This window comes from Glycomyces terrestris (genome assembly GCF_003933745.1).
In the GTDB taxonomy this organism is placed as follows: Bacteria; Actinomycetota; Actinomycetes; order Mycobacteriales; family Micromonosporaceae; genus Glycomyces; species Glycomyces terrestris.
This window is the reverse complement of sequence record NZ_RSEB01000001.1, coordinates 732,296-757,583: the sequence shown is the minus strand read 5'-3', so window position 1 is coordinate 757,583 and position 25,288 is coordinate 732,296. Positions and strand designations below refer to the sequence as shown.

Genomic DNA, 25,288 nt, shown 5'->3' with positions numbered 1-25,288 from the left:
GTCCGTCTTATTTAACGGCTCCAACTGTAGCACCCGCGATTCGAAGGGCGTCGGTTAGCCGAGCCTAAGCGGCATCGAGTGGCATGGATCGCCTTGAGGGGGACCGCAACGAGAGTTTGAAGGCCGGCGGCGGCTGGCGGTTGTGTGCGGTGATGTCGCCGCCGCCGGCCCGGTGCGGTGGATATAAGTCTTAAATCGGACTATACGCGTCGGGCATTCAGGACCGTCACCGGCCCTCGAATGCCCCTCACGACCTGCGGGAACGCTAGTGAGCCCCGGCGATCCGCGGTCCCGCCTCCCGCTGCTCGGCGAGCCACGTCTCCACCTCGTCCGAGCTGCGCGGCAGCCCGTCCGAGAGGTTCTCGCAGCCGTCGGCGGTGACGCGCACGTCGTCCTCGATGCGGATGCCGACCCCGCGCAGCTCCTCGGGCACCAGCTCGTCGTTCGCCTGGAAGTACAGCCCCGGCTCCACGGTGAGCACGAAGTCCTCCTGCACCGCGCCCTTGTAGTAGTGCTCGGGGCGCGAGGCCGCACAGTCGTGCACGTCGAGCCCGAGCATGTGCCCGAAGCCGTGCAGCGTCCAGCGCCGGTAGATCAGCGAGTCCTTGTCGAGCGCCTCGTCCACGGTCCCCGGCAGGATGCCCAGGTCCTTCAGGCCCTCGGCCAGGACCCGCATGCAGGTCTGGTGGATGTCCTCGAACGCCGTGCCCGGCTTGATGACGTCCATCCCGGCCTGCTGCGACGCGTGCACGATGTCGTACACCTGCCGCTGGAGCGGCGTGAACCGCCCGTCGACCGGCACCGTGCGGGTGACGTCGGCCGTGTACAGGTGGTGGTTCTCCACGCCCATGTCCATGAGCAGCAGCTCGCCGGTCTTCGTCGCGCCGTCGTTGGTGATCCAGTGGAGCGTCGTCGCGTGCGACCCGGCGCCCACGATCGAGTCGTAGCCCAGGCCGTTGCCCTCCAGGCGCGCCCGCGAGCGGAACACGCCTTCGATGAGCCGCTCGGAGACCGAGCCGGTCGAGGGGATGACCCGCGCGACGTCCTCGAAGCCGCGCACGGTGATGTCGACCGCGTCCTGGAGCTGCTCCAGCTCCCACGAGTCCTTGCGCAGCCGCAGCTCCGAGAGCACCGCCGCCAGCTCGCCGTCGCGCGTCAGCCCGCCCTCGGCCGCCTCCCCGCGCTCGAAGCGCGCGTCCAGCCGGGCGTCGAAGCCTCGCAGCAGCCGCGTGCGCGACCGCTCCGCGCCCCGGAGCGCCTCGTCGAGCCCCTCGACGTCCCGGCACGGCAGGCCGAGCCGCACCTCGGTCTCCTCCAGGGAGTGCTTGCGGCCGATCCACAGCTCGCCGTACTTCGCCGAGCGGAAGAACTCGTCCGAGTCGGTGCCCTTGCGCGGCCGGCGGTACAGGACCGCCTCGTGCCCGTCACCGCTCGGGTGCAGCACCAGCACGCCCTCGGGGTCCTGGTCGCCGGTGAGCCACACGAAGTCCGAGCCCGCCCGGAACGGGTAGTACGTGTCGTTCGAGCGCCGCTGCTCCTCGCCCGTGGGGATGATCAGCAGCTCGCCGGGGAACGCCGCCGAGAGCGCCTCGCGGCGGCGCGCCGTGAAGGCCGACTGCGGCAGCGGGGCCGCGTCCAGGTCCAAGGGCCCCCAGCCGGAGCGCATGAACTCCAGGAACTTCTCGGGGAACTTCGGGTCGTGGGGTCGCTCCCCGGACTTCGTCTCGGCCATCGCCGTTCCTTTCTCAGTGCTCGTGGCACAAGTGCCTGTCGCGCGGCTAGCGGCGCACGCCCCTGACGGTACCGCGTCCGGGCGCGCCCGCGGCACGCAAGCGCCGCCGCGGCCGCCGGCCCCACCACCGCCCGGCCGCTCGCCCGTTTCGCACCGGCCCCGCTACCCTGAGGATCGTGACCGATCGCGCCAATTCGTCGCTCAACCCGCCCCCGAACCAGGGGGCGGCCCCCTCGCGCTCGAGCGTCACCCTCACCGAAGCCCAGCTGGAGCAGATCCGCCGGCTCGTCGCCGTCGGCCGCGCCGAGTCCGTCGACGAGTACGTCGGCGCCGCCGTCGCCGAGCGCCTCGAGCGCGACCGCTCCCTCACCGAACTCCAGGACCTGTTCGAGCGCAAGGGCCAGGCCCCCGGCGCCGAGCACCTCGCCTGGGCCCGCGAGGTCCTCGGCGTGGAGGACAGGGACCGGGACGGGGAGGCGCGTACATGATCGGTGGCCGCATCCTGGACGTGTCGGCCATCGTCGGATTCGCCACCTCCATGCCCTACCCCCAGGCCGTGGTGTTCACCGCACTCGAGCAGAACGTGGTCCTCGCGATCCCGTCCGGGGCGCTGGCCGAGGCGTGGTCCCAGGCGCGCCGCCGCGACCGCGACGCGCTCCTGGTCCTGCTCGGCCTCCCGGTCACCGTGGTCATGGACCTCGACCAGAAGTCCGCCCGCGACGTCGGGCTCATGCTCTCGCGCTCGCGCCAGCACGGGAACATCGCCGCCGGGCACGTCGCCTGGTGTGGCCTGAACCGCCCCGGCTGGCCCATCGTCACGGGCGAGCCGAAGACCCTGCTTGCATTCGATTCCAGCCTGGAGATCGACCAGCTGCCGTGAGCGGCCGGCCGAGGGACAATAGAGGAGCAGCGTGACCGCCGTACAGGAGCACTCCATGACCACCACCGGCCCGCTCGACTACCGGCCCCGCAACTCCCGCATCGGGGCGTGGATCGGCGCAGCCGTCGCCTTCTTCGGGTTCACCGGCCTCTCCTTCACCCTCGGCTCGGCCACCGTCGAGGGCGGGGCCGTGACCATCGCCGACCAGGCCGCGATGATCGGCCTCGGCGTCATCGGCGCCGGCATCGCCCTGAGCTTCCTGCGCCTGCGCGTGCGCGCCGACGACAAGGGGATCGAGGTCCGCAACGTCACCTCGACCCGCTTCTTCCCGTGGCAGGTCGTCACCGCGGTCAACTTCACCGACAAGATGACGTGGGCCACGGTCGAGCTCGCGGACGACGACGAGATGTCGATCATGGCCGTCCAGGTCAGCGACAAGGAGCGGGCTCTGGCGGCGATCAAGCATTTGCGCGCGCTTCTCGAGCAGTCGCGCAAGTCATAGGCCACCTAATGCGACCCCACCTGTAGCACATAGCTATACTCGGAAGCTGTGCGCGCTCATGCGTCGCACCCGCAAGCGGAGTCCAGCTCCCACCCGCAGCCGGGTCCCCTGACGGGGGGCCGACAGGCGACCGGGTCACAAGACGGCGATTGACGTCGCCGTGCTTTGGAGTGGACCCCGGCATACGCTGGGGTCTTTCTTTGTTGGGACCTCATGCCCGAGGCCGCTGGGTCACGCTTGCGCGACGAGCCGCCGATGCACCCGCATCGGCGACGACCCGAAAGCCACAGGGGCGCCGGTGCGACCGCACCGGCGAGCATCGCCAACCAAGGAGGCCCCATCAGCGATTTGCGCGTGAACGACCAGATCCGGACCAAGGAAGTGCGCCTGGTCGGCCCGCAGGGTGAGCAGGTCGGCATCGTGTCGATCGACAAGGCCCTGCAACTGGCCGCGGACGTCGACCTGGACTTGGTCGAAGTCGCACCCACCGCCCGTCCGCCGGTCTGCAAGCTCATGGACTACGGCAAGTACAAGTACGAGTCCGCTCAGAAGGCCCGTGCCTCGCGCCGCAACCAGCAGCAGACGGTCATCAAGGAGATGAAGCTCCGGCCCAAGATCGACAAGCACGACTACGAGACCAAGAAGGGTCACATCGTGCGGTTCCTCACGGCCGGGGACAAGGTCAAGATCACCATCATGTTCCGCGGGCGCGAGCAGTCGCGTCCCGAGCTGGGACGCCGCCTGCTGGACAAGCTGGCGGAGGAGATCTCGGACCTCGCGGTCATCGAGTCCGCCGCGAAGCAGGACGGCCGCAACATGATCATGGTCGTCGCCCCGATCCGCCCCAAGGGCGAGGTCAAGGGCGGCGGACGCAAGGGCCGCGACCGCGGTGAGGCCGAAGAGGCCGCCCCGGTCGAGCAGGCCGAGCCGGCCCAGGCCGACGCGCCGGCCGCGCAGCCCGACGAGACGCCCGAGTCGTAGGACGACGGCCGCCGGACGAGCCGGGCGCGGGGACGCGCCCGCCCGTCCGGATGAACTAAGGAGAAGCACGATGCCGAAGATGAAGACCCACAGCGGTGCCAAGAAGCGGTTCAAGGTCACCGGTTCGGGCAAGCTGATGCGCCGCGGCGCCGGCAAGAACCACCTGATGCTGGCCAAGAGCGGCGCCTTCAAGCGCAAGCAGCAGGGCCGCATGGAAGTTTCCCCGGCCGACACCAAGCAGGTCAAGAAGCTGCTGGGCCAGTAAGCCCGTCTGACTTTCATCCGGTTTTAAAGCAAGGAGACTGAACTGTGGCACGCGTCAAGCGTTCGGTGAACGCCAAGAAGAAGCGCCGCGTCGTACTCGAAGAGGCCAAGGGCTACCGCGGGCAGCGCTCGCGCCTGTACCGCAAGGCCAAGGAGCAGCTGCTCCACTCGTACACCTACTCGTACCGCGACCGGAAGGCCCGCAAGCGCGAGTTCCGCAAGCTGTGGATCACCCGCATCAACGCCGCGGCCCGCGCGAACGGCATCACCTACAACCGCTTCATGCAGGGCCTGTCCCTCGCCGAGGTCGAGGTGGACCGCAAGATCCTCGCCGAGCTGGCCGTCTCCGACCCGGCGGCGTTCACCGCCCTGGTCGAGGTCGCCAAGGCCGCCCTCCCCGAGGACGTCAACGCCCCGGTCGAAGCCTAGAGCCCGGCGTCCTTACATGAGCGCAGATGAACCCGGGGCGGACGTGCTCACCGCGCGCTCGTCCCGGGTCGTCGCCGCCCGGAAGCTCCAGCGCCGGCGCGGCCGCGACAAGGCCGAGCGCTTCCTCGCCGAAGGCCCCCAGGCCGTCCGCGAGGCCGTCGCCGCCGGCGTCGTCACGGACCTGTTCTACGACCTCGACGCCGACACCCGCCACTCGGACCTGATCGACGCCGCCGTCGCCGCGGGCGCCCACGTGCACCCGTGCACCGACGAGGCGCTGGCGTCCCTCGCCGAGACCGTGACCCCGCAGGGGCTCGTCGCGGTCTGCCGCTTTCTCGAGCGGCACGCCCTCGACCAGCGGGTGCCCTTCGCGGAGATGAAGCTGGTCGCGGTCCTGCACGGCATCACCGACCCCGGGAACGCCGGCACCGTGCTCCGCGCGGCCGACGCCGCCGGGGCCGACTGCGTCGTCTTCGGCACCGACTCCGTCGACCCGTACAACGGCAAGTGCGTGCGCTCCTCCGCCGGGAGCCTGTTCCACCTGCCGGTCGTCCGCGCCGCCGACACCGCCGACCTGCTCGACGTGTTCGCGCACACCCAGATCCTCGCGGCCGCGGCCGACGGGGAGGACCTGTACGCCCTCGACGCCGCCGGCGACCTCGACGCGCCCACGGTGTGGCTGTTCGGCTCCGAGGCCCACGGCCTCGACGACGAGACGGCCGCCCTCGCCCACCGCCGCGTGGGCGTCCCCATCTGGGGAAGGGCCGAGAGCCTCAACCTCGCGGTCGCGGCGGGCGTGTGCCTGTACGCGAGCGCCGCCGCGCAGCGCAGGAAGTTAGACTGGTGCCATGTCCTACGACCGCCGCGAATTTATCCAGCCCGCCGGGTGCGGGCTGGGCGGCTAGTCGTCCACGTCTCCCCAGCGGGCTGCGGCCCCGCCGCGCGTCTTTTCTAGACTTCTTGTGGTCCCGCCAGGAGAGAGACGAATGAGCACTGAGAACGAGGCTGGCCTGCTCCAGCCCGAGGCCCTCGCCAGGGCCGTGAAAGACGCCGCCGCCGCCGTCGAGGCGGCCGCGAACCTCGACGAACTCGCCGCCGCGAAGTCCGCCGTCCTCGGCGACAAGTCGCCGGTGTCGCTGGCCCGCAGGGCGATCGGTTCGATCCCCGGCCCCGAGCGCGGCGAGGCCGGCCGGAACGTCAACGCCGCCCGCGCCGAGATCACCGCCGTGTACGAGGCCCGCGAGGAGATCCTCAAGGCCGCCGAGGCCGCCCGGATCCTCCGCGAGGAGACCGTCGACGTCACCGCCCGCACCCCGCGCCGCCGCCAGGGCGCCCGCCACCCGATCAACGTGCAGATGGACCGCATCGCGGACCTGTTCGTCGCCATGGGCTACCAGATCGGCGAGGGCCCCGAGGTCGAGCTCGAGTGGTTCAACTTCGACGCCCTGAACATCCACCCCGACCACCCGGCCCGGACCATGATGGACACGTTCCACATCGCCGACGGCACGGGCGGCTACGGGTCGAACATGGTGCTGCGCACCCACACCTCGACCGTGCAGATCCACACCATGCTCACGCAGGAGCCGCCGATCTACACCGTCGCGCCCGGCCGCGTGTACCGCACCGACGAGGTCGACGCGACCCACTCGCCGGTGTTCCACCAGACCGAGGGCCTCGTGGTCGACAAGGGCATCACCATGGCCGACCTCAAGGGCACCCTCGACCACTTCGCGAAGTCCGTGTTCGGGCCCGACGCGAAGACCCGCCTGCGGCCCTCGTACTTCCCGTTCACCGAGCCGAGCGCCGAGGTGGACGTCTGGTTCGCCGCGCACAAGGACGGCGCCCGCTGGATCGAGTGGGGCGGCTGCGGCATGGTCAACCCGCGGGTGCTGCGCGCCTGCGGCATCGACCCCGACGTGTACTCCGGCTTCGCGTTCGGCATGGGCGTCGAGCGGGCGCTCATGCTGCGCCACGGCATCACCGACCTGCGCGACATCATCGACGGCGACGTCCGGTTCCCGGCCGGCCTGCGAGTGGAGGAGTAGACGATGAGGATTCCCGTTTCCTGGCTCGCCGAGTACGCCGCCCTGCCCGCCGACCTGACCACCGAGGCGCTCGACGCCGCGCTGGTCGAGTGCGGCCTCGAGGTCGAGGAGGTCGACGACCTCCGCGGCCGCGTCACCGGACCGCTCGTCGTCGGCCGGGTCGCCGCCATCGAGGAGCTCACCGAGTTCAAGAAGCCGATCCGCCACTGCCAGGTGGAGGTCGGCGAGGCCGAGCCGCGCTCGATCATCTGCGGCGCCCGGAACTTCGCCGAAGGCGACCTCGTCGTCGTCGCGCTCCCGGGCGCGGAGCTGCCCGGCGGCTTCACGATCGGCTCCCGCAAGACGTACGGGCGCCTCTCGGACGGCATGATCTGCTCGGCCCGCGAACTCGGCGTCTCCGACGACCACGAGGGCATCATCGTCCTGCCCGCGGGCACCGTGGGCGAGGACGCCCGGCCGCTCGTGGGCCTCGACGACGTCGTCTTCGAGCTCGCGATCACCCCGGACATGGGCTACTGCTTCTCCGTGCGCGGCATCGCCCGCGAGGTCGCGCACCGCCTCGGCGTCGCCTTCACCGACCCGGCCGCGAAGGCCGCCGAGCCGAAGGCCACCGAGCACCCGCCCTACCCCGTCCGGGTCGAGACCGACGGCTGCACGCGGTTCACGCTGCGCGAGGTGCGCGACGTGGACGCGAACGCCGAGTCGCCCGAATGGATGGCGAAGCGCCTGGTGCAGGCCGGGATGCGGCCCCTGGGCCTGGCCGTCGACGTCACGAACTACCTCATGCTCGAACTGGGCCACCCGCTGCACGCCTTCGACCGCGACGCGCTCCAGGACGTCCTGGTGGTGCGCCGCGCGCGGCCCGGCGAGACGCTGAAGACCCTCGACGACGTCGAGCGCAGGCTCGACCCCGAGGACATGGTCATCTGCGACGCGACCGGCCCGCTCTCGCTGGCCGGCGTCATGGGCGGCCTCACCTCCGAGGTCGTGCCCGGCACCCGGAACGTGCTCATCGAAGCGGCCCACTGGGACCCGACCTCGATCGCCCGCACCTCCCGCCGCCACAAGCTCACCTCCGAGGCCTCCAAGCGCTACGAGCGCGGCGCCGACGCCGGCATCACGCTCCTCGCGGCCCAGCGCGCCGCCGACCTCCTGGTCGAGTACGGCGGCGGCACGCTCGTCGACGAGGTCGCCGACGTCGACCGCCGCGAACCGGCCGCGCCCGTCGCGCTCCCGGTCGACCTGCCCTCGCGCACCGTCGGCGTCGACTACGACCGCGCCACGGTCGTCGCCATGCTCGAAGCCGCCGGGTGCACTGTGGAGGGCGGCGACGTCCTGTCGGTGACGCCCGCGTCGTGGCGCCCCGACCTCACCGACCCGGCCGACCTGGTCGAGGAGGTCGTGCGCCTGCACGGCTACGCGCACGTCCCGTCGGCCACGCCCCGCGCGATCGCCGGGACCGGCCTGACCCCCGCGCAGCGGCGCCGCCGCCGCGTGGCGCGCGCCTTGGCGGACAACGGGTTCACCGAGACGTACACGTTCCCGTTCGTCTCGCGCGAGCGCGCCGACGAGCTGGGGCTGGACGCGAAGGACCCGCAGCGCGAGGCCGTCGCCGTGCTCAACCCGCTCGACGACGCCGCGCCGCTGCTGCGCACCACCGTGCTCGCGAGCCTGGTGAACGCCGTGCGCCTCAACCTGGCGCGCGGCGCGAAGGACCTCGCCGTGTTCGAGGAGGGCCTGGTCTTCCAGCCCGCCGAGGGGTGGACCGAGCTGGAGACGGTGGCGCTGCCGGTGTCGAAGCGGCCCGCGGACGAGGCGATCGCGGCCGCGATCCGGCGCCTGCCGGTGCAGCCGCGCCACGTCGCCGCGGTCCTGTGCGGCCAGGCCGTCCCCGCCGGGGTCGACGCGCCCGGGCGCGCCGTGGACTGGGCCGACGCCGTCGAGGCCGCCGAGATCGCGGCCGCGGCCGCGGGCGTGCGGCTCGAAGCGGCCCAAGGGGAGGCCGCGCCGTGGCACCCCGGCCGCTGCGCGGAGCTGCGCGTGGACGGCGCCGTCGTCGGGCACGCCGGCGAGCTGCACCCGGAGGTGTGCGAGCGCCTCGGACTGCCGCGCCGCACCGCCGCGATGGAGCTCGACCTGACCGCGCTCCCGCTGCCGGACCTGGCGCCCGCGCCGGTCGTCTCGCACTTCCCGGCCACGCTCATCGACGTCGCCGTCGTCGTGGCCGAGTCCGTCCCGGCCGGGCAGGTCGAGGCCGCCCTCCGCGAGGGCGCCGGGGAGCTGCTCGAGTCGCTGCGCCTGTTCGACGTCTACCGCGACGCGAAGCTCGGCGAGGGCCGCAAGTCCCTGGCGTTCAAGCTGGAGCTGCGCGCGGCCGACCGGACCCTCACGAACGAGGAGGGCGTCGCCGTGCGCGACGCCGCGGTCGCCGTCGCGGCCGAGCGGTTCGGGGCCGGACTGCGCGAATAGCGCATTCGATCAATGCGAACAGGGCGCGGTGCCACCACGGTGGCACCGCGCCCTTACTGCGTGTCCGCACCGTCGGCGTTTTCGGCATAAAGCAGGAGCCGCGGCTTGTCGCATGGTCCGCGCCTTTTAAGGTACGTGGTGTGAATAACGGGAACCCCTCTCGCGTTGGCAGGCGGCGGAGGCGGACCGGCTCGGAGGGCGGACCGCCGGGGAGTCACCGGGCCGGGCTCGCGTACAGCGGCGCGCGCCGGGCGGCCTGGTCCCTGCCCGACCGGCTGCGCGGCATGCGATTCACGAAGATGCACCTCGTCGTCGGCGGCGCGGCCGCCCTCGTCGTCGCCATCGGCGTGTCCATCGTCCTCGGCAACCTGCCCGACGGCGGCGCCGGCGCGGACGCCGAGGACGCCGCGCTCCTGTACCACGACGGCCGCGCCCTCCCCGCCGACTTCCCCGAGACGCACGCCGCGCTCGCCGAGCGGATCCACGCCGAACTCGAGACCCGCTACGGCATCACGGCCGACCAGCTCTACGACGAGGACGCCCGCCCGGACGGCTACCGCGTCGTCCTCACCCTCGACAAGGCCCTCCAGGACGCCGCCGACGAGACCGCCGCCGGCCGGGCCGGGGTCGTGGCGATCGAACCGGGCACCGGCGCGGTCCTGTGCTACGCCGGGACCGACCCCGACACCGGCGCCGACCTCGTCGGCCCCGCCTCCCCGCACCCGCCCTCGTCCGTGTTCGACATGATCACCGCCGCGACCGCGCTCGAAGCCGGGGCCTCCATCGAGTCCTGGTGGAGCGACGACGAACTCGACGTCACGCTCGCCCAGGCCGTCAGCGAGGGCCGCGCCGGCGCCATGGACACCGTCGCCGGCGAGTACGGCGTCGAGACCGTCCTCCAGACCGCGAACGGCATGGGCCTCACCGCGATCGCCGACGCCGACGGGAACGTCCGCGACCTCGCCTCCGGCGACTTCGCCGGGCTCACCGCCGCCGACCTCGGCACCTACCCCGTGCCCGTGGTCGACATGGCGAGCGTCTACGCCACCATCGCCTCCGGCGGCACGTACGCCGAGACCCACTTCGTCGGCGCCGTCCTCGACGCGGCCGACCGCGAGGTCGAGCCCGAGCGGGCCGTGCGCACCGCGCAGGCCCTCGCCGAGACCACGGCCCAGGACCTCCAGTACATCGGCCTCGGCGAGAGCGAGGCCATCGAGGACCGCGACTTCTTCGGGGTCGCCGCCGACTACCACGGCCAGACCACCGAGTCCTGGTTCGTCGGCGCGATCCCGCAGCTGAGCGTCGCCGCCTGGGCCAACGGCGCCGCGGCTGAGGACGGCGGTGTCGCGTTGTGGCGCAACGTCATCGGCACCGCGATCGAGGTCAACGGCTACGAGGCCGAGGAGCTCCCCGGCGCGTCCGGGGCCGGCGAGGACCTCACCGAGGGCCTCGGCGACGACGGCTCGATCGACCCCGACAGCGAGTACTGCCGGGCCAACCCCGACGAGCCCGCGTGCGCCGCCTCCGACTCGCCCAGCGAGTCGGCCTCCGAGTCCCCCAGCGAGGAGCCGGAGGAGACCACCGCCGAGCCCGAGCCCGATCCGACCACCTCGGAGCCCGAGGAGCCCGACCCGACGACCTCCGAGCCCGAGGAGACCACCAGCGAGTGCAACTCCTGGCCGTTCTGCTGACCCGGATACCATGCCGCCCATGACTCCCAACGGCTTCCCGAAGTCCCGGACGGCGCTCGTCCTGGCGGTCCTGGTCCCGCTCGGAGTCCTCGGCGACGCGCTGTGGATCCGCCTCGCCCCCGGCGGCGCGCCCTGGCAGGCCCTCGACGACCGCTGGAACGGCCTCGTCGGCGGCCCCGCCGACGGCGTCCGCTGGCAGCTCGCGCAGCTCCTCAACCGCCTCGGCGGCGAGCCGGGCCTGGCGCTCCTCGCGATCGCCGTGGTCGCGCTGCTCATCGCCCGGCGCTGGCGCTCGGCGGTGTTCGCGTGCGCCGCGATCGCCGCCACGGCGCTGACGGTGGACCTCATCAAGCGCGTGGGGGAGCGGCCGCGCCCGCTGGACGTCATGGTGGACACCGGTTCCTGGGCGTTCCCGTCCGGGCACGCCGCGCGGATGGCCGCGTTCGTCGTGATCGTCGCGGCGGTGTGGATCCCGGCCCGGCACCTGCGGGCCTGGTGGCCCGTGGGGGTGTTCCTGACGGTCCTGATGATGGGGGCGCGCACCTGGCAGCACGCGCACTGGCTCACCGACACGATCGGCGGCGCCGCGGTCGGCTGGGCCGTGGCCGCGCTCGTGTGGCGGGCCTGCACGCCGCTGCTCGACCGCGAACGGGCCCTGCGGGAGGCGCTGGACGCCCCCGCGATCGTGGAACCCGCCGCGAGCGAGGAGCGCTTAAGCTGAGGGCGTGCCAGGAACGACCGAGAGGTGCCCTTGATGTCCACGCCCGACGCCCCCGACCCGCAGGCCCCGCCGCCGCCCCCGCCGTACGGCCAGCCCGCGCCGCCGCCGTACGGGGCCTACCCGCCGCCCTACGGCTACTACCCGCCGCCGCGGCCGACGAACGGCATGTCGATCGCCGCGCTCGTGTGCGGCATCGTCGGGGCGTGCAGCCCCCTCGGCATCCTCGGCCTCATCTTCGGCACGATCGCGAAGCGCCAGATCCGCGAGACCGGCGAGGCCGGCGAGGGCTTCGCCACCGCCGGCATCGTCCTCGGCTGGATCGGCGTCGCCTCGATCGTGTTCTGGGTCCTGTACTTCATCTTCTGGATCGGCATGATGGGCACGATCTTCAGCAACATCCCGACCGACGACTGGCCCACCGACGACTCGACCTGGGACTACAGCGTGGTCCTCACGCTGCTCGGTCTCGCCTGACGTACGTCGTGGCCGCGGTGTTCGCCGCAGCGAGCACCGCGAACGCGATCGCCGCGGCCGGCAGGCCCAGGCCCCACAGCGCGGCCGCGCCCGCCGCGAACGCGAGCGCCTTCACGGCCACCGTCCCGGCGGCCGGCAGCGGCACCCGGGCCTTGGGCGCGGCGAACGCGCCCCACAGGACCACCAGCGCGCCCACGGACGCGGCGGCGATGAGCAGCCGCGTCCACAGCGCGTGGTCGAGCGCGAGCGCCCACCAGGCGACGAACACGAGCATGGCCAGTTCGAGCACGAACGCGAGGAACGCGTTGCCCATCACGGCGGTGCGCAGCACCCCGCTGTACCGGTCCCATTCGGGACGCGGCGCCTGAGGAGGATTCGGTTCGGTCACCCGAACATGATGGACCTTCCGGGTCGCGTGGGGTGCGTTGGGTGCGACCAAAGTCGGAGCCCGGCTCCCCTCCGAGAGTGAGGCCGCGGGCGCGCGGGCGTGATGGGATGGGGGCATGACCAGTCCGCCGGGCCTCCTCGGCCGCGTCCGCAGAGGCGACCTCGTCGCCGCCGTCCTCCTGTTCGCGATCGGCGCGGTCCTCATCGGACTCGGCAGCTACGAGCGGTACGTGGAGGGCCTGCCGCTCGCGGTGCGCCTGGTGCCGCTGGCGCTGACCTGCCTCGGCGTGGCGGTCCGCCGCGCCTCGCCCTCGTGGTGCCTGGGGCTCGGCACGGTCGCGATCGGCATCGAGATCGGCATCGGGCTCACCTTCGCGACGGTGTGCGTCTTCACCGACAACCTCTACTCGTTCGCGCGCTACGGGCCGCGCCGCAGCGTGCGCGTCCTCGTGCCGGCGGTCACGACCGCCGTGCTCCTCCTCGGCGGCCTGACGTACCTCGAAGGGGCCGAGGCGGTCGGGGTGCTCACCACGATCGCGGTCGGCGCCGTCGTGCTGCTCTCCCCGATCGCCACCGGCGTCATCGTGCGCCAGGCCCACGACCGGGCCGAGCTCGAACGCGAGCGCGCCGAGCAGACCGCGCGCCTGGCCGACGTGCGCCGCCGCGAGGCGGTCCTGCGCGAGCGCACCCTCATGGCCCGCGAACTGCACGACACGGTCGCGAACTACCTCTCCGCGATCGCGCTCCAGTCGACGGCCCTCCAGTCCCGCAAGGACCTCGACTCCGACGCGGTGCGCACCTCGATCGCCGCGATCCGCGCCTCGAGCGTCGACGGCCTCGCCGAGCTGCGCCGCATCATCGGCATCCTCCGCACGGGGGAGGAGGGCGAGGAGCTGGCGTCCTTCCGGATCGACCAGATCCCCGAGCTCGCCGAGCGGATGCGCGCGGTCGGCCTCCAGGTCGACTTCCGGGTGGAGGGCCCGCCGCGCGACCTGCCCGGCGAGGTCGAGCTGACCGCGTACCGGGTCGTCCAGGAGGCGCTCACGAACGCCCTCAAGCACGGCTGCGACGCCGAGGCGACCGTGCGGTTCGTCCCGGGCGCGCTCGTCGTCACGGTCGTGAACGCCTTGGGGGACAAGGCGGAAGCCGTTCCGGGGACCGGTTCGGGCCTGGTCGGGATGACCGAGCGGGTCCGGCTCCTGGGCGGTAAGGTGCACGCCGGACCGGACGGCGGGAAGTGGGCGGTCCGGGCCGAGATCCCGACCGGCGCGAACGACCCGCACGCCGCCCCGCACCCGCCGGATTGACCGCCGCCCGCCTGGGCGCACCGACGGCCCCGCCGCCCCGCCTCCGCCCGCCTTTCCCGAACTGGAGTACACGCTGATGACCAAGGTCCTGCTGGCCGACGACCACGCGGCCGTGCGCGCCGGGCTGCGCATGCTGCTGGACAGCGCCGACGACATCGAGGTGGTCGGCGAGGCCGCCGACGGCGTCGAGGCGGTGGCGCTCGCGAAGGAGCTGCGCCCCGACGTGGTGGTCATGGACGTGCGGATGCCGCGCAAGGACGGCATCGCCGCCGCGGCCGAGCTGCGCGGCACCGCCGACGTCCTCGTCCTCACCTCGTACGGCGACGACTCGTGCGTCTTCGACGCCCTGCGCGCCGGGGCGAGCGGGTTCCTCCTCAAGGACGCCGACGCCGAGACGCTCGTGGAGGCGGTCCGCACGATCGCCCGCGGCGACGGGCTCATCTCGCCGGCCGTCACCCGCGGCCTGATCGCCGAGTTCGCGCGCTCGCGCCCGGCCTATGCGCCGATCGAGGTCGACGACGCGGGCGTGGCGAGCCTGACCCCGCGCGAGACCGAGGTGCTGGCCCTCATCGGCGAGGGCATGTCGAACGCCGAGATCGCCGCCGAGCTCGGCATGGCCGAGGCGACCGTGAAGTCCCACGTCACGCGCGTGCTCGCCAAGCTCGGCCTGACCAGCCGCGTCCAAGCCGCGATCTTCGCCCGCGAACGGGCACGCTGAGCGCCGGGTCCGGCCCGGTCGGCCGGACCTGCGAGCCGGCCTGACCCCCGCCCGCAGACAGGGGCGATCCTCACATCCCACCACGCGGAATATCACTGTCGCGCCTCCATTGAATGCTGATACAGTTCTCTGCATAGTCATTCAAGACGGAGGTTTCCAGTGACGTTCAAGGTCGCCGTGGCGGGAGCCAGCGGCTACGCGGGAGGCGAGGTGCTCCGGCTGCTGGCCGACCACCCGCAGCTCGACGTCGTCGCCGCGGGCGCGCACAGCAACGCCGGTGAGTACATCACCGCAGTCCACCCCCACCTCTCCGCGTACGGCGACCGACGTTTCACCCCGACCACCCCGGAGTCCTTCGCGGAGGCCGACCTGGTGATCATGACCCTCCCGCACGGCCAGTCCGCCGCGCTCGCCGCGCAGCTGCCCGAATCGCAGAAGATCGTCGACCTCGGCGCCGACCACCGGCTCGAGGACGCCGCCGCCTGGGAGTCCTACTACTCCGGGCCCTACGCCGGCGCCTGGACCTACGGCCTCCCCGAGCTCCCCGGCCAGCGCGAGCGGATCGCCGCCGCCACCCGGGTCGCCGCGACCGGCTGCTACGCCGTCGCCACCATCCTCGCGCTGCGCCCGCTCCTGGACGCCGGCATCGCCTCGCCCGAGGACGTCGTCGTCATCGCCGCCTCCGGCACCTCCGGCGCCGGCAACGCCCCCAAGAAGAACCTGCTCGCCTCCGAGGTCATGGGCTCGATCAGCGCCTACAAGGTCGGCGCCCACCAGCACGTCCCCGAGATCAAGCAGGCCAGCGGCGCCGTCTCGGTCTCGATGACCCCGCTGCTCGCCCCGATGGCCCGCGGCATCCTCTCAACGGTGACCGCGAAGCCGACCGCCGAGGTCACCGCCGCCGACGTGCGGGCCGCGCTCGCGAAGGCGTACGACGGCGAGCACTTCGTGCAGGTCCTGCGCGAGGGCCAGTGGCCCGCGACCGCCTCGGTGTACGGCACCAACGCCGTCCAGCTCCAGGGCGCGGTCGACAAGGACTCGGGCCGGATCGTCGTCACCTCGGCCATCGACAACCTCGGCAAGGGCGCGGCCGCGCAGGTCGTGCAGTGCGCGAACCTCATGCTCGGCCTCCCCGAAGCCCAGGGCCTCACCGTGAACGGAGTCGCGCCGTGACCGTCACGACCCCCAAGGGCTTCAAGGCCTCCGGTGTCACCGCCGGGCTCAAGGCCTCCGGGAAGCCCGACCTGGCCCTGGTCGTCAACGAGGGCCCGCTCCAGGTCGCCGCGGGCCGGTTCACCGGCAACCGCGTCAAGGCCGCCCCGGTCAAGTGGTCCCAGCAGGTCCTCACCACCGGCGCGCTCAAGGCCGTGGTCCTCAACTCCGGCGGCGCGAACGCCTGCACCGGCCCCGAGGGCTTCCAGGACACGCACGCCACCGCCGAGAAGACCGCCGAGGTCCTCGGCTGCGGCGCGGTCGAGGTCGCCGTCTGCTCGACCGGCCTCATCGGCGAGCGGCTCCCCATGGACAAGCTCCTGCCGGGCGTCGAGGCCGCCGCGCGGGCCCTCGCCGCCGACGGCGGCGAAGCCGCGGCCACCGCGATCATGACCACCGACACCGTCGCCAAGAACGCCGCCGTCACCAGCCCCGCCGGCTGGACCGTCGGCGGCATCGCCAAGGGCGCGGGCATGCTCGCCCCCGGCCTCGCCACGATGCTCGTCGTCCTCACCACCGACGCGGTCGTCGACCACCCGCTCGCGGACACCGCGCTCGGCACCGCCTGCCGCTACTCCTTCGACCGGCTCGACTCCGACGGCTCGATGTCGACCAACGACACCGTGCTCCTCCTCGCCTCCGGCGCCTCCGGCGTCGAAGCCGAGGCCGACGAGTTCATCTCCGCGCTCACCGCCCTGTGCAAGGACCTCGCGCACCAGCTCCTCTCGGACGCCGAAGGCTCCACGAAGGACGTCGCGATCACCGTCTCCGGCGCCGCGAGCGAGGACGACGCCGTCGAGGTCGCCCGGATCGTCGCCCGCGACAGCCTCGTCAAGACCGCCCTGTTCGGCTCCGACCCGAACTGGGGCCGCATCCTCGCCGCCGTCGGCACCGCCAAGGCGCCCTTCGACGCCGACGCGGTCGACGTCGCCGTCAACGGCGTCTGGATCTGCAAGGCCGGCGCCGCCGGCGAGCCCCGCGACCTCGTCGACCTCAAGGGCCGCGACGTCGCGATCGACATCGAGCTCCACCACGGCGCGGCCTCGGCCACCATCTGGACCAACGACCTGTCCCACGACTACGTCCACGAGAACTCGGCGTACAGCACATGAGCAGCACCGACATCAGCGAACTCGCACCGCACCTCCAGGCGGCCCTCGGCAAGGCCGAGACGCTCATCGAGGCCCTGCCGTGGCTCCAGCGCTTCACCGGCTCCATCGTGGTCGTCAAGTACGGCGGCAACGCCATGATCAACCCCGAGCTCCAGGCCGCGTTCGCCGCCGACATGGTGTTCCTGCACTACGTCGGCATCAAGCCCGTCGTCGTGCACGGCGGCGGCCCCCAGATCTCCGCGATGCTCAAGAAGCTCGACATCGCCTCCGAGTTCAAGGGCGGCCTGCGCGTCACCACCCCCGAGGCCGCCGACGTGGTCCGGATGGTCCTGGTCGGCCAGGTCGGCCGCGAACTCGTGGGCCTGATCAACAACCACGGCCCGTTCGCCGTCGGCATGTCCGGCGAGGACGCGCAGCTGTTCACCGCCAAGCGCCGCTGGGCCGAGGTCGAGGGCGAGCGCGTCGACGTGGGCCGGGTCGGCGACGTCGCGTCGGTCAACACCGCCGCGGTCGACGACCTCATCGCCGCCGGGCGCATCCCCGTCGTCTCCACGGTCGCGCTCGACCACGACGGCATCCTCTACAACCTGAACGCCGACACCGCCGCGGCCGCGCTGGCCGAGGCCCTCGGCGCCCAGAAGCTCATCGTCCTCACCGACGTCGAAGGGCTGTACGAGAACTGGCCCGACCAGGGCTCGCTGCTGCGGCAGATCACCACCGACCGCCTCGCCGAGATCCTGCCCTCGCTCCAGGCCGGCATGGTCCCGAAGATGGAGGCGTGCCTGCGCGCGGTCAAGGGCGGCGTCCCGCAGGCCCACGTGATCGACGGCCGCGTTCCGCACTCGACGCTGCTGGAGATCTTCACGACCGACGGCGTCGGCACCATGGTCCAGGAGGCGAAGTGACCTATTCGGAGCAGATCAAGGCCCGCTACGGCCGGGCGCTCATGGGCAACTACGGGCAGCCGCCCGTGGCGCTGCGCGAGGGCGCCGGCAGCACCGTGACCGATGTGGACGGCAACGCCTACCTCGACATGATCGGCGGCATCGCCGTCTCCAGCCTCGGCCACAACCACCCCGCGCTCGTGGAGGCCGTGAGCACCCAGGCCGCGCGGATCGCCCACACCTCGAACCTGTTCTTCCACGAGAAGGAGGTCGAGCTCGCCGAGAAGCTCCTGGAGCTGTGGGGCAACCCGGGCCGGGTCTTCCTGTGCAACTCCGGGACCGAGGCCAACGAGGCCGCGCTCAAGCTCGCGATCCTCCACGGGAACGCGACCGGCAAGGCGAAGATCGTCGCCACCGAGCACGGCTTCCACGGCCGCACCCTCGGCGCGCTCTCCATCACCGGGAAGGCCGCGATCCGCGAGCCCTTCGGGCCCTTCGCCCGCGAGGTCGTGTTCGTGCCCTACGGCGACGCCGACGCCCTCAAGGCCGCCGTCGACGCCGACACCGCCGCCGTCTTCCTCGAACCCACCCAGGGCGAGACCGGCGTCGTCCCCTCCCCGCCCGGGTACCTCACGGCCGCAAGGGAACTCACCGCCTCCGCCGGTGCGCTCCTGATCCTCGACGAGATCCAGTCCGGCTTCGGCCGCACCGGCGCCTGGTTCGCCCACCACGCCGAAGGCGTCGTCCCCGACGCCGTGACCCTCGCGAAGGGCCTCGGCGGCGGCATCCCGATCGGCGCCGTCCTCGCGAGCGAGGCCACCGCGGCCCTGTTCACCCCCGGCACCCACGGCTCCACGTTCGGCGGCAACCCGATCGCGTGCGCGGCCTCCCTCGCCGTGATCGACACGATCGAGCGCGAGCACCTGTTCGACAGCGTCCTCGCCCTCGGCGCGCACCTCGAGGCCGTGCTCCTCGCCGACCCCCGGATCACCGAGGTCCGCGGCCAGGCCCTGTGGCGCGGCATCGCCCTCGCCGAGCCCGTCGCCGCCGAGACCGTCAAGCACCTCCTCGGCCTCGGCGTCCTCGCCAACGCCCCGCGGCCCGACACGATCCGGATCGCGCCCCCGCTCACCATCTCCCAGACCGAGCTCGACGCCTTCTGCGCCAAGCTCGTCGAAGCCCTCGACGCCGTCACCCCGGCTCCTGGAGGACGACCGTGACCCTGAACCACTCGGCCACGCCGAACCAGAGGCATTTCCTCAAAGACGACGACCTCACCCCCGCCCAGCAGGCCGAGGTCCTCGACCTCGCCGCGAAGCTCAAGGCCGACCGCTACGCCTTCCCCGCGCTCGCGGGCCCGAAGTCCGTCGCGGTCGTCTTCGAGAAGCCCTCCACCCGGACCCGGCTGTCCTTCGACGTCGGCATCGCCGAGCTCGGCGGCCACTCCGTCGTCATCGACGCCCAGTCCACCCAGCTCGGCCGCGGCGAGACCGTCGCCGACACCGCCCGGGTCCTCTCCCGGTACGTCAGCGCCATCGTGATCCGCACCTTCGGCGACGACCGCATCGCCGACCTCGCCGAGCACGCCACCGTCCCGGTCGTCAACGCGCTCACCGACGGCTGGCACCCCTGCCAGCTCCTCGCCGACCTCCAGACCATCGCCGAGCACAAGCCGCTCAAGGGCACCAGCATCGCCTACGTCGGCGACGCCGCCTTCAACATGGGCAACTCCACGGTGATCGCCTCCTCCCTCGCCGGCATGCACGTCCGCATCGGCGCCCCCGCCGGCTACCAGCCCGCCGACGACGTCCTCGAGCGCGCCGCCCAGATCAACGCCGCCACCGGCGGCTCGGTCACCGTCACCGCCGACCCGGTCGAGGCCGTCGCCGGCGCCGACGTCGTCTCCACCGACGCCTGGGTCTCGATGGGCATGGCCGACAGCGCGAAGCGCTTCGGCGACCTCCACCCCTACCAGCTCAACGCCGACCTCCTCGCGCACGCCGCCGACGACGCGATCGTCCTCCACTGCCTCCCCGCCCACCGCGGCGAGGAGATCACCGACGACGTCATCGACGGCCCCCACTCGCGCGTGTTCGACCAGGCCGAGAACCGCCTCCACGCCCAGAAGGCCCTCCTCGCCTGGCTCCTGCGGGAGTCCCGGTGAGCCCGCACCCGCCGACCCTCGCACCGCCCGCCGCCCCGAAGCGGGGTGACCGGCGATGAACCAGCCGACCACCAAGGCGGCCCGCCAGGCGCGCATCGTCGAGCTGATCTCGACCCGCGCCATCCGCTCCCAGACCGAGCTCGCCGCGCTCCTCGCCGCCGACGGGATCGAGGCCACCCAGGCCACGCTCTCGCGCGACCTCGAAGAGCTCGGCGCCGTCAAGGTCCGCGGCACCGACGGCGGCGGCGCCGTCTACTCGATCTTCGCGGAGGGCGAACGGCCCTTGCGCGACGCCGAGGCCGCCCCCGACCGCCTCCAGCGGCTCCTGCGGGAACTCCTCGTCGGTGCCGACCACTCGGCGAACATGGCCGTCCTGCGCGTCCCGCCCGGCGCGGCCCAATACCTCGCCAGCGCGATCGACCGCTCCGGCCTCGCCGACGTCATCGGCACCATCGCCGGCGACGACACGATCGCCGTCATCGCCCGCGACGGCGTCACCGGCAGGGACGTCGCCGACCAGATGCTCAATTGGGCCGGCAAGGGCCCGGACCCCTACCACGCCACCACCACTGAGGAAACTGAGGAGAAACTGAAATGACCGAGAAGGTAGTGCTCGCCTACTCCGGCGGCCTCGACACGTCCGTCGCGATCCCGTACCTCGCCGAGCAGCTCGACGCCGAGGTCATCGCCGTGGCCATCGACGTCGGCCAGGGCGGCGAGGACATGGAGGTCATCCGGCAGCGGGCCCTCGGCTGCGGCGCCGTCGCCGCCGAAGTGGTCGACGCGCGCGAGGAGTTCGCCGCCGAGTACTGCTTCCCGGCCGTGGCCGCGAACGCCCTCTACATGGACCGCTACCCGCTCGTGTCCGCGCTCTCCCGGCCGCTCATCGTGAAGCACCTCGTGGCCGCCGCCGAGAAGCACGGCGCGACGATCGTCTCCCACGGCTGCACCGGCAAGGGCAACGACCAGGTCCGCTTCGAGGCCGGCCTCGCCGCCCTCGCCCCGCACCTCAAGGTCGTGGCCCCGGCCCGCGACTTCGCCTGGACCCGCGACAAGGCCATCGCGTTCGCCGAGGAGAAGCACCTCCCGATCGACGTGACCAAGAAGTCCCCGTACTCGATCGACCAGAACCTGTGGGGCCGCGCCGTCGAGACCGGTTTCCTCGAGGACATCTGGAACGGCCCCATCGAGGACATCTACGACTACACGCAGAACCCGGCCGAGGAGCGCGAGCCCGACGAGGTCGTCATCACCTTCGTGTCCGGCAAGCCCGTCGCGCTCGACGGCGTCAAGAAGTCCGCGTTCGAACTCGTCAAGGAGCTCAACGAGCGCGCCGGCGCCCAGGGCATCGGCCGGATCGACATGGTCGAGGACCGGCTCGTCGGCATCAAGTCCCGCGAGGTCTACGAGTCCCCGGCCGGCATCACCCTGATCGCCGCCCACATGGAGCTGGAGAACGTCACCATCGAGCGCGAGCAGGCCCGGTTCAAGCGCCAGGTCGACCAGCGCTGGGGCGAGCTCGTCTACGACGGCCTCTGGTTCTCCCCGCTGAAGAACAGCCTCGAAGCGTTCGTGAACGACGTCCAGACGCACGTCACCGGCGAGGTCCGGCTGACCCTCCACGCCGGCAAGGCCACCGTCACCGGCCGCCGCTCCGAGGCCAGCCTCTACGACTTCGACCTCGCCACCTACGACGAGGGCGACGCCTTCGACCAGTCGAACGCGCGCGGCTTCGTGGAGCTGTGGAGCCTCCCGGCGAAGCTCGCCGCGGCCCGGAACGAGCGGATCAAGGCCGAGGCCGAGTAATGGCGAAACTGTGGGGAGGCCGCTTCACCGGCGGCCCCGCCGCGGCCCTCGAGGCCCTGAACGCCTCGATCGGCTTCGACTGGCGGCTCGCGCCGTACGACCTCACGGCGTCCAAAGCCCATGCGCGGGTGCTCAACCGCGCCGGGCTCCTCACCGGCGACGAGCTCGAGCGGATGCTCGCGGCGCTCGACGCGCTCGGCGAGGACGTCGCGAACGGGACCTTCACCGGCACGATCGCGGACGAGGACGTCCACACCGCGCTCGAACGCGGCCTGGTGGAGCGCCTCGGCGACCTCGGCGGGAAGCTCCGAGCCGGGCGCAGCCGCAACGACCAGATCGCGACCGACCTGCGCCTGTACTGCCGCGACCACGCCCGGGGGCTGGCCGCGGACGTGGCCGCGCTGGTGGAGGCGCTGGCCGCGCAGGCCGAGGACCTCGTGGACGCGCCCGCGCCGGGCATGACGCACCTCCAGCACGCCCAGCCGGTCACCCTCGGGCACCAGCTGCTGGCCCACGCGCAGGGGTTCCTGCGGGACCTGGACCGGTTGCGGGACTGGGACGGGCGGGCCGCGGTGTCGCCGCTCGGCTCGGGCGCGCTCTCGGGCTCGTCGCTGCCGCTCGACCCGGTCGCCGTCGCCGAGGAACTCGGTTTCGACGCGCCCGTGGGGAACTCGATGGACGGCGTGTCCGACCGCGACTTCGCGGCCGAGCTGCTGTTCGTGTGCTCGATGGTCGGGATCCACCTCTCCCGCCTGGGGGAGGAGGTCATCCTGTGGTCGAGCCAGGAGTTCGGCTGGGTCACGTTGGACGACGCGTTCTCGACCGGGTCGTCGATCATGCCGCAGAAGAAGAACCCGGACGTGGCCGAGCTGGCCCGCGGCAAGTCGGGCCGCCTGGTCGGCAACCTGACCGCGCTGCTGGTGACGCTCAAGGGCCTGCCGTTCACGTACAACAAGGACCTCCAGGAGGACAAGGAGCCGGTCTTCGACTCCCTGGACAACCTGGCGCTGCTGCTGCCGGCGGTGACCGGCATGGTCGCGACGATGCGGTTCAACGCCGAGGTGCCGCGCGCGTCGGCGCCGACGGGCTTCAGCCTCGCGACCGAGATCGCGGACTGGCTGGTGCGCAAGGGCATCCCGTTCCGCTCGGCGCACGAGATCGCGGGCGCCTGCGTGGCCCACTGCGAGGCCCGCGGCATCGAGCTGCACGAGATCGCCGACGCCGACCTGGCGTCGATCTCCGAGCACCTCGACCCGTCGGTGAAGGCCGTCCTCGACGTCGACGGGGCCCTCGCGGGCCGCACGACGCCGGGTTCGACCGGCCCGAAGGCGGTGGCGGACCAGCTCGCGCAGGTGCGCGACGCGGTCGCGAACGCCTGGCCGAAGTCCCTGTGAGGCGACGCGAAGCGGCCCGCGCCGGACCGGCGCGGGCCGCTTCGGCGTGTCACCAGCCGGTGGCCTCCAGCACGACGCGCTCCACGACCGGCGCGAGGGAGGTCGCGTACGAGTTCGTCAGGTGCGAGGTGTCGCGGTAGACGAGGATGTTCCCGATCTCCGCGGGGCACCGCGCGTCGGGGCAGACGTACCCGGTGAGGTCGGCGAAACGCACGTTGTCCGGGACGCCTTCGAGGGCGGCGGTCGGATCGACCGGGTCGTGGCTCGGTTCGGCGTCGAACACGCACGCGTCGGCGCCGAGCCGCGCCACGCACTCCGGGGCCGACTCCGAGAGCCGCGGCAGGTCGCGCAGCGCGAGGACCGGCACGCCCCACGCGTCGAGGCGGCGCCACTGGTCGACGAAGCCGGGGTAGGTGCGCTCGTCCCGGTCGTGGGCGCGGTCGGCGAGGGTCACCACCAGGTCGGGCCGCTCCGCCTCCAGCCGCTCCAGCGCCCAGTCGTTCCAGGCGGCGCATTCGGGGGCGAAGTCCTTGCGCTCCTCGGTGCCCGGCTCGGTGGTGAACTGGCAGCTGCTCTTGGTGAGCACCAGGAGCCGCCAGCCGCGGTCGAGGGCGGCCTGCTCGAACGCCGGGAAGTAGTGCGCCACCCGGGAGGCGCCCACGAGCGCCACCGTGCGGTCGCCGCCGGGGTCCCCGTACTCGCACAGCCGGGTGCCGTCGCAGTCCTCGTCCTCGGGGCCGTCGTAGATCACCGGGAGGTCCTGCGCGGCGGTCGCCAGGGGCGGCACCGGCGGCACCTCGTCTGCCAGTGAGGCCGCGAGCGCCGGGTCGTCGAGGACGGCGGCGCCGACGTACACCCCGCCTTCCGCGACGGCGGCGGCGATCTCGGCTTCGAGCTCCTCCTGCGCGACGGCGAGCTGCGCCTGCGCGGCGCCGGCGGTGGCGACGGCCGGGACGAGGAACGCGCCGGCGACCGCGACCGACCAGCCGCGGCTGCACGCGCGCCGCGGCGCGGTGCGGTCCTCCACGAACCGCTTGGTGAGCACGGCCGCGCCGAACGACAGCGCGAGCACCAGCAGGCCGCCGAGGACCGTGGCCGTGGAGCGCCCGGCGAGGTAGAAGTAGCCCAGCAGGATCGGCCAGTGCCACAGGTACAGCGCGTACGAGTGGTCGCCGACGACCGACAGCGGCCGCCACGTGAGCGCCCGGTCGGCGCCCCAGCGGCTCCCCGTGGTGCCGGCGACGATCACCATGAGCGCGGCCCCCGTGGGCCACAAGGCGATCCAGCCGGGGAACCGCGACGACACGTCGATCAGGGCCCCGCAGGCGAGGAGCAGCGCCAGCCCGGTCCAGCCGAGGCCCACGCGCAGCCGCGCCGGCGGCCGCAGGAGCGGCAGCGCCACCGCGAGCATCCCGCCGAGCGCGAACTCCCACAGCCGCGCCCCGGTGTCGAAGTACGCCCGCGCCTGGTCCGCGTGCGTGACCGCCACCGAGTACGCGAGGGAGCCGGCGAACACCGCCGCGCAGGCCGCGAACACCGCGCCCCGGAGGCCGAGGCGCAGCCGCCGCGCGAGCAGCCCGGCCGCGCCCACTATGACCGGCCACACCGCGTAGAACTGGCCCTGGACGGACAGCGACCAGAAGTGCTGGAGCGGGCTCAGCGGCTGGTCCTGGGCGACGTAGTCGACCGCGTCCGCGGCCAGCGCCCAGTTCTCGTAGTACAGGCCGGAGGCCACGGCCTGGCGGGCGGTGTCGTACAGCCGCGTCTCGGGCAGGAGCAGCCAGGCCATGAGGAGCACCGCGAGCAGGACGACCGCCGCGGCCGGGAAGAGGCGGCGCGCGAGCCGGGTCAGGAACGTGACCGGGTGCAGGCGCCCGTCGCGTTCGAGCGCGCGCAGCAGGGAGCCGGTGATGAGGAATCCGGTCAGGAACAGGAAGACGTCGACGCCGCCGGACACGCGGCCGAACCAGATGTGGTAGACGGCGACCAGCAGCACGGCGACGGCGCGCAGGCCCTGGATCTCGGGGCGGAAGGTGGGCATGGACGCATCATGCGAAATGGGCGTGACGGTCGCGTTTGCCCGGTCTGCACTCGGAGTGAACAGGGCGTGGCG

25 protein-coding genes are annotated in these 25,288 nt (G+C 72.7%); 22 read left to right on the top strand and 3 right to left on the bottom strand.

The annotated features are described in order from the left end of the window. Positions 1-265: 265 nt before the first annotated feature. Complete coding sequence (locus EIW28_RS03605) at positions 266-1,732, bottom strand: aminopeptidase P family protein (RefSeq protein ID WP_125246319.1); 1,467 nt, start codon at positions 1,730-1,732, stop codon at positions 266-268. A 176-nt stretch (positions 1,733-1,908) separates the two neighbouring features. Between EIW28_RS03605 and EIW28_RS03600 the strand changes: the two genes are divergently transcribed. The 12 genes from EIW28_RS03600 (at position 1,909) to EIW28_RS03545 (ending at position 12,191) form a co-directional block, all read left to right on the top strand. Further along, the gene (locus EIW28_RS03600; RefSeq protein WP_125246318.1) at positions 1,909-2,220 is read left to right on the top strand and encodes a hypothetical protein; all 312 of its coding nucleotides are present in this window, start codon (positions 1,909-1,911) and stop codon (positions 2,218-2,220) included. Further along, positions 2,217-2,612, top strand: a complete 396-nt coding sequence (locus tag EIW28_RS03595) for a hypothetical protein (RefSeq protein WP_112140276.1) — start codon at positions 2,217-2,219, stop codon at positions 2,610-2,612. Before EIW28_RS03600 ends, EIW28_RS03595 begins: the two co-directional genes overlap by 4 nt. A gap of 31 nt (positions 2,613-2,643) precedes the next feature. Next, the gene (locus tag EIW28_RS03590; RefSeq protein ID WP_125246317.1) at positions 2,644-3,114 is read left to right on the top strand and encodes a PH domain-containing protein; all 471 of its coding nucleotides are present in this window, start codon (positions 2,644-2,646) and stop codon (positions 3,112-3,114) included. A 354-nt stretch (positions 3,115-3,468) separates the two neighbouring features. Further along, positions 3,469-4,095 (top strand): translation initiation factor IF-3, encoded by a 627-nt coding sequence (gene infC, locus EIW28_RS03585; protein WP_125246316.1) that lies wholly within the window; start codon positions 3,469-3,471, stop codon positions 4,093-4,095. Between the two features lie 70 nt (positions 4,096-4,165). Next, complete coding sequence (rpmI, locus tag EIW28_RS03580) at positions 4,166-4,360, top strand: 50S ribosomal protein L35 (protein ID WP_125246315.1); 195 nt, start codon at positions 4,166-4,168, stop codon at positions 4,358-4,360. A 44-nt stretch (positions 4,361-4,404) separates the two neighbouring features. After that, entirely contained in the window at positions 4,405-4,788 is a 384-nt protein-coding gene (rplT, locus tag EIW28_RS03575; protein ID WP_106362399.1) for a 50S ribosomal protein L20, read from the top strand. A 16-nt stretch (positions 4,789-4,804) separates the two neighbouring features. Further along, positions 4,805-5,743 (top strand): TrmH family RNA methyltransferase, encoded by a 939-nt coding sequence (locus EIW28_RS03570; RefSeq protein ID WP_125246314.1) that lies wholly within the window; start codon positions 4,805-4,807, stop codon positions 5,741-5,743. A gap of 31 nt (positions 5,744-5,774) precedes the next feature. Then, positions 5,775-6,836, top strand: coding sequence for a phenylalanine--tRNA ligase subunit alpha (pheS, locus tag EIW28_RS03565; protein WP_125246313.1), 1,062 nt, complete (start codon positions 5,775-5,777; stop codon positions 6,834-6,836). A gap of 3 nt (positions 6,837-6,839) precedes the next feature. Continuing rightward, positions 6,840-9,305 (top strand): phenylalanine--tRNA ligase subunit beta, encoded by a 2,466-nt coding sequence (gene pheT, locus EIW28_RS03560; RefSeq protein WP_125246312.1) that lies wholly within the window; start codon positions 6,840-6,842, stop codon positions 9,303-9,305. 284 nt (positions 9,306-9,589) lie between these two features. After that, on the top strand, positions 9,590-10,996 hold the full coding sequence (locus tag EIW28_RS24080) for a serine hydrolase family protein (RefSeq protein WP_158630277.1): 1,407 nt from the start codon (positions 9,590-9,592) through the stop codon (positions 10,994-10,996). A 19-nt stretch (positions 10,997-11,015) separates the two neighbouring features. Further along, entirely contained in the window at positions 11,016-11,717 is a 702-nt protein-coding gene (locus EIW28_RS03550) for a phosphatase PAP2 family protein (RefSeq protein ID WP_158630276.1), read from the top strand. A 33-nt stretch (positions 11,718-11,750) separates the two neighbouring features. Next, complete coding sequence (locus EIW28_RS03545) at positions 11,751-12,191, top strand: DUF4190 domain-containing protein (protein WP_125246310.1); 441 nt, start codon at positions 11,751-11,753, stop codon at positions 12,189-12,191. Here EIW28_RS03545 and EIW28_RS03540 read toward each other — a convergent pair. Beyond that, the gene (locus EIW28_RS03540; RefSeq protein WP_197717042.1) at positions 12,169-12,579 is read right to left on the bottom strand and encodes a YrdB family protein; all 411 of its coding nucleotides are present in this window, start codon (positions 12,577-12,579) and stop codon (positions 12,169-12,171) included. The genes EIW28_RS03545 and EIW28_RS03540 overlap by 23 nt on opposite strands. Before the next feature lie 115 nt (positions 12,580-12,694). Here EIW28_RS03540 and EIW28_RS03535 point away from each other — a divergent pair, with 115 nt between their 5' ends. From EIW28_RS03535 to argH, 10 genes are all read left to right on the top strand, one after another. Then, entirely contained in the window at positions 12,695-13,885 is a 1,191-nt protein-coding gene (locus EIW28_RS03535; protein WP_125246309.1) for a sensor histidine kinase, read from the top strand. 76 nt (positions 13,886-13,961) lie between these two features. After that, positions 13,962-14,603 (top strand): response regulator, encoded by a 642-nt coding sequence (locus tag EIW28_RS03530; protein ID WP_187350564.1) that lies wholly within the window; start codon positions 13,962-13,964, stop codon positions 14,601-14,603. A gap of 159 nt (positions 14,604-14,762) precedes the next feature. Then, positions 14,763-15,776, top strand: coding sequence for an N-acetyl-gamma-glutamyl-phosphate reductase (argC, locus tag EIW28_RS03525; protein WP_125246307.1), 1,014 nt, complete (start codon positions 14,763-14,765; stop codon positions 15,774-15,776). After that, complete coding sequence (gene argJ / locus EIW28_RS03520) at positions 15,773-16,927, top strand: bifunctional glutamate N-acetyltransferase/amino-acid acetyltransferase ArgJ (RefSeq protein WP_125246306.1); 1,155 nt, start codon at positions 15,773-15,775, stop codon at positions 16,925-16,927. The genes argC and argJ overlap by 4 nt, the downstream gene beginning before the upstream one ends. After that, complete coding sequence (gene argB, locus EIW28_RS03515; RefSeq protein ID WP_125246305.1) at positions 16,924-17,832, top strand: acetylglutamate kinase; 909 nt, start codon at positions 16,924-16,926, stop codon at positions 17,830-17,832. The genes argJ and argB overlap by 4 nt, the downstream gene beginning before the upstream one ends. Then, a complete protein-coding gene (locus EIW28_RS03510) occupies positions 17,829-19,031 on the top strand; it encodes an acetylornithine transaminase (RefSeq protein ID WP_125246304.1) in 1,203 nt (400 codons plus the stop codon). Before argB ends, EIW28_RS03510 begins: the two co-directional genes overlap by 4 nt. A gap of 2 nt (positions 19,032-19,033) precedes the next feature. Continuing rightward, on the top strand, positions 19,034-19,975 hold the full coding sequence (gene argF / locus EIW28_RS03505; protein ID WP_125246719.1) for an ornithine carbamoyltransferase: 942 nt from the start codon (positions 19,034-19,036) through the stop codon (positions 19,973-19,975). Between the two features lie 55 nt (positions 19,976-20,030). Next, complete coding sequence (locus EIW28_RS03500) at positions 20,031-20,573, top strand: arginine repressor (RefSeq protein WP_125246303.1); 543 nt, start codon at positions 20,031-20,033, stop codon at positions 20,571-20,573. Next, positions 20,570-21,781, top strand: a complete 1,212-nt coding sequence (locus EIW28_RS03495; RefSeq protein WP_125246302.1) for an argininosuccinate synthase — start codon at positions 20,570-20,572, stop codon at positions 21,779-21,781. Before EIW28_RS03500 ends, EIW28_RS03495 begins: the two co-directional genes overlap by 4 nt. After that, the gene (argH, locus tag EIW28_RS03490; RefSeq protein WP_125246301.1) at positions 21,781-23,175 is read left to right on the top strand and encodes an argininosuccinate lyase; all 1,395 of its coding nucleotides are present in this window, start codon (positions 21,781-21,783) and stop codon (positions 23,173-23,175) included. Before EIW28_RS03495 ends, argH begins: the two co-directional genes overlap by 1 nt. Before the next feature lie 49 nt (positions 23,176-23,224). Here the strand turns inward: argH and EIW28_RS03485 are convergent, their stop codons facing one another. Beyond that, positions 23,225-25,216, bottom strand: coding sequence for an acyltransferase family protein (locus EIW28_RS03485; protein WP_125246300.1), 1,992 nt, complete (start codon positions 25,214-25,216; stop codon positions 23,225-23,227). Positions 25,217-25,288 lie beyond the last annotated feature (72 nt).

What these genes read in the sequence shown, in the direction of transcription:
- EIW28_RS03545 (WP_125246310.1), top strand. Translation starts at nt 11,751, where the DNA reads ATGTCCACGCCCGACGCCCCCGACCCGCAGGCCCCGCCGCCGCCCCCG.
- EIW28_RS03570 (WP_125246314.1), top strand. Translation starts at nt 4,805, where the DNA reads ATGAGCGCAGATGAACCCGGGGCGGACGTGCTCACCGCGCGCTCGTCC.
- EIW28_RS24080 (WP_158630277.1), top strand. Translation starts at nt 9,590, where the DNA reads ATGCGATTCACGAAGATGCACCTCGTCGTCGGCGGCGCGGCCGCCCTC.
- EIW28_RS03550 (WP_158630276.1), top strand. Translation starts at nt 11,016, where the DNA reads ATGACTCCCAACGGCTTCCCGAAGTCCCGGACGGCGCTCGTCCTGGCG.
- pheS (WP_125246313.1), top strand. Translation starts at nt 5,775, where the DNA reads ATGAGCACTGAGAACGAGGCTGGCCTGCTCCAGCCCGAGGCCCTCGCC.
- rpmI (WP_125246315.1), top strand. Translation starts at nt 4,166, where the DNA reads ATGCCGAAGATGAAGACCCACAGCGGTGCCAAGAAGCGGTTCAAGGTC.
- EIW28_RS03595 (WP_112140276.1), top strand. Translation starts at nt 2,217, where the DNA reads ATGATCGGTGGCCGCATCCTGGACGTGTCGGCCATCGTCGGATTCGCC.
- EIW28_RS03500 (WP_125246303.1), top strand. Translation starts at nt 20,031, where the DNA reads ATGAACCAGCCGACCACCAAGGCGGCCCGCCAGGCGCGCATCGTCGAG.
- EIW28_RS03495 (WP_125246302.1), top strand. Translation starts at nt 20,570, where the DNA reads ATGACCGAGAAGGTAGTGCTCGCCTACTCCGGCGGCCTCGACACGTCC.
- EIW28_RS03605 (WP_125246319.1), bottom strand. Translation starts at nt 1,732, where the DNA reads ATGGCCGAGACGAAGTCCGGGGAGCGACCCCACGACCCGAAGTTCCCC.
- EIW28_RS03535 (WP_125246309.1), top strand. Translation starts at nt 12,695, where the DNA reads ATGACCAGTCCGCCGGGCCTCCTCGGCCGCGTCCGCAGAGGCGACCTC.
- argH (WP_125246301.1), top strand. Translation starts at nt 21,781, where the DNA reads ATGGCGAAACTGTGGGGAGGCCGCTTCACCGGCGGCCCCGCCGCGGCC.
- EIW28_RS03530 (WP_187350564.1), top strand. Translation starts at nt 13,962, where the DNA reads ATGACCAAGGTCCTGCTGGCCGACGACCACGCGGCCGTGCGCGCCGGG.
- pheT (WP_125246312.1), top strand. Translation starts at nt 6,840, where the DNA reads ATGAGGATTCCCGTTTCCTGGCTCGCCGAGTACGCCGCCCTGCCCGCC.
- argB (WP_125246305.1), top strand. Translation starts at nt 16,924, where the DNA reads ATGAGCAGCACCGACATCAGCGAACTCGCACCGCACCTCCAGGCGGCC.
- EIW28_RS03485 (WP_125246300.1), bottom strand. Translation starts at nt 25,216, where the DNA reads ATGCCCACCTTCCGCCCCGAGATCCAGGGCCTGCGCGCCGTCGCCGTG.